The 2,856-nt window shown below is 65.8% G+C and carries 3 protein-coding genes and 1 pseudogene; 2 read left to right on the top strand and 2 right to left on the bottom strand.

The annotated features are described in order from the left end of the window. A pseudogene (locus tag ACTS2Z_RS13265) lies at window positions 1-336 on the bottom strand (tetratricopeptide repeat protein); the annotation flags it as partial. 95 nt (window positions 337-431) lie between these two features. Between ACTS2Z_RS13265 and ACTS2Z_RS13260 the strand changes: the two are divergent. Then, window positions 432-1,283, top strand: coding sequence for an SDR family NAD(P)-dependent oxidoreductase (locus ACTS2Z_RS13260; protein WP_442573685.1), 852 nt, complete (start codon window positions 432-434; stop codon window positions 1,281-1,283). Here the strand turns inward: ACTS2Z_RS13260 and ACTS2Z_RS13255 are convergent. After that, window positions 1,211-1,837 (bottom strand): thiamine phosphate synthase, encoded by a 627-nt coding sequence (locus ACTS2Z_RS13255; protein ID WP_442573684.1) that lies wholly within the window; start codon window positions 1,835-1,837, stop codon window positions 1,211-1,213. The two genes, ACTS2Z_RS13260 and ACTS2Z_RS13255, sit on opposite strands and share 73 nt — an antisense overlap. Here ACTS2Z_RS13255 and ACTS2Z_RS13250 point away from each other — a divergent pair. After that, window positions 1,836-2,522, top strand: coding sequence for a YggS family pyridoxal phosphate-dependent enzyme (locus ACTS2Z_RS13250; RefSeq protein WP_442573683.1), 687 nt, complete (start codon window positions 1,836-1,838; stop codon window positions 2,520-2,522). The two genes, ACTS2Z_RS13255 and ACTS2Z_RS13250, sit on opposite strands and share 2 nt — an antisense overlap. The last annotated feature ends 334 nt before the right edge of the window (window positions 2,523-2,856 follow it).

Raw genomic sequence — 2,856 nt, 5'->3', positions numbered from 1 at the left:
GGCCGGTTCGTTGGCGGCAAGCCAGGCATCGCCCGACTGGCCCAGCATGATGGCGCGCGTGGCGTCCGTGGCGACGATTGCCCCTTCTGCGGTGCTTTCAAGGCGCCGCGCGGCAATGCCGTACTGGCCGAGCGCGACCTGCGAAAGCGCGATGCAGTGCATGGCCGGCCAGCTGCCGCCTTGCGCGCGCCAGGCAAGGCCCTCTTCATAGGCGGCCTCGGGATTGTCGTTGATAAGGTCCAGGCAGGCCTCGTACTGGACCTGCTCGAAGCTGGGGTCCGCGTCCTGGGCATGGGCCGCCGCGGCCAGAGCTGACAACAGTGCCGCAGCACTCACGATTCCGCAAAGACGGTGCATCGGCCTATATCCTGTCCCTCTTCATTGGCCTGCACGCTAACGCGTTAACGCAGGCACGGTCTATGGGTGATGCCATGAGAGTGCTCTTCCTGGGGTTCGGCTATGTCGCGGATGCAACAGCGCGCCAGCTTGCCGGTTCGGCCTCTCTTGCGGCTACGACGCGGGATTCGTCCAAGGCGAAAGCGCTGGAAGCGCACGGCATCACGCCGGTTCGGCTGGGAAATGGGGCAGGCGCGCTGGAGCAGGCGATAGGCGATTGCACCCATATCCTCGTCAGTGCGCCGCCCGGCGAGGCAGGCGATCCGTTCGCTCCCCTGATCGGCGCGAACACGCTGGAAAACCGCTGGTGCGGCTATCTCTCCACCACCGGCGTTTATGGAGACCGGCAGGGCGGCTGGGCCTTTGAATGGGACACGCCCGCGCCTTCGCAGCCCCGCTCCGTGCGCCGGCTGGAGGCGGAAACCGGCTGGCAGGCGAGGGGTGCACGCATTTTCCGGCTTTCAGGCATTTATGGCCCTCAAAGCAGTGCGCTCGACGCCCTTCGCGAGGGCCGGGCCCGGCGCATCGTGAAGCCCGGCCATGTCTTCAGCCGCATTCATGTGGAGGATATCGCCTCGGCGCTGGTGCTGGCGATGAAGCGGCCAGAAGCTGCGGGCATCTTCAATCTGACAGATGATCTGCCTTCGTCCCAGTCGGCGGTCGTGGAGGAGGCGGCGCGCCTCCTGAACATCGCGCCTCCGCCGGAAGAGGCCTTTGACCCCGAGACGATGAGCGCAATGCTGGCAGGCTTCTATGGCGAATGCCGCCGTGTCTCCAATGCCAGGGCAAAGCAGGTTCTGGGCTGGCGGCCCCGCTATCCCTCTTTCCGCGAAGGGCTGGCGGCGATTTCTGCTGGCGAAAAGGCTTCGACCGCGCCCGCGCCATGAAATCCGCGCGCCTGCAGGGCGGGAAGATCGTGCAAGTCCACCCCCCCAAGCGCCAGAACAGGTGTTCCCACCTGCCGGGCCATGGATGCCGCGCGTATCAGGCCCAGCGGCGCACCGGCGCTTGGACTGTTTGACGCAAACACGGGCGACAGGAAGACGCCGTCAGCAAGCCGGGCGGCTCGTCGCAGGGCAGCAGGGCTGTGGGCAGAGGCTGTCACCAGAAGATGCGGGGCCTTTAACTGCCAGCGGCGTATCTCGCCTGCCTTCCTTTCGGGCCAGTGCACGCCGTCTGCCTTGACGCCAAGGGCCAGCACCGGATCGGCCGCGATAAAAAGGCAAAATCCCTGACGGCGCGCCATCCCTGCCAGCGGGCTCGCAAGGCATTTCAGATCATCGTGCCCGAAATGGCGAAAGATGAGCCCGGTTCCCCGCCCCAGCCCGGCAGCGAGGCGCAGCGGGTCCGGTGTGCGCTCAGGGTCAGTGAACGCAAAGAGGGCCGGCAAGGTCTCGCGTCTTGCCAGACTTCGCGTTCGCGCATAGGTGAGGCCCGTCATGACACATACTCCCGAACCGCACCCAATCGCCGCGCGGCGCGCCGCCATCCTTGAGGAATTGGCCGATGCTGCCAAGGCGGGCGGGCGTGCCGGCGCAGATGTGACGCTGGTCGCCGTCTCCAAGGTCCAGCCAGAGCCGCGTATCGAGGCTGCGCTCGCGGCCGGCCAGCGCGTGTTCGGCGAAAACCGGGTGCAGGAAGCGCAGGCGCGCTGGAGTGCCCGGCGCGCACAATATCCTGATCTGGAATTGCGGCTGGTCGGCCCGCTGCAGACCAACAAGGCCGAGGATGCGGTTGCCCTTTTCGATGTGATCGAGACGCTGGACCGCGAAAAGCTCGCGCGCGCCCTGTTGAAAGCGATGGAGAAGACGGGCCGCGCTCCGCGCCTCTATGTACAGGTCAATACCGGCGAGGAGCCGCAAAAGGCCGGTGTCGCGCCAAAGGACGTTCCTGCCTTCGTGGACGCCATGCGAGCGCTGATGCCGCAAGGCATTGAAGGCCTGATGTGCATTCCCCCGGTAGAGGAACCGGCGAGCCTTCACTTTGCCTTGCTGGCAAAGCTCGCCCGCGAGACCGGGCTTTCGAAACTCTCCATGGGCATGAGCGCGGACTATGCCCTCGCCGCCCGCCTCGGCGCGACCTCGGTGCGTGTTGGCTCAGGCCTGTTTGGAGAGCGCGAGGGGTAGACCCCCGCGCGCCCCCCCCTTCGTCATTCCGGGCGAGCGAACAGCGAGACCCGGAACCCAGGCTTGTTGAATAGGGCTGGACCCCGGCTCGGGGGCCGAGGACCCGGTTGTGTTACCATTATGATAACTCTGACGGTTTCAACGCTGACCTATCCACCGGGGTCCCGGCCCCCGAGCCGGGACCCATTTTCAGGCCTCATCGCGCTGTCACGGCTCGCATTGTCCTCTCTCTCTTCGTCATTCCGAAAAAGCGCGTCAGCGCTTATCTGGAACCCGGCCTTTATGGAGAAAACTCTGGGTTCCGGCTTTCGCCGGAATGACGAAGGGGAGGGGG

The organism is Glycocaulis sp. (genome assembly GCF_052168375.1).
Taxonomy (GTDB): domain Bacteria; phylum Pseudomonadota; class Alphaproteobacteria; order Caulobacterales; family Maricaulaceae; genus Glycocaulis.
Note: the sequence above shows the minus strand (reverse complement) of the source record. Positions and strands in the feature narration are given on the sequence as shown.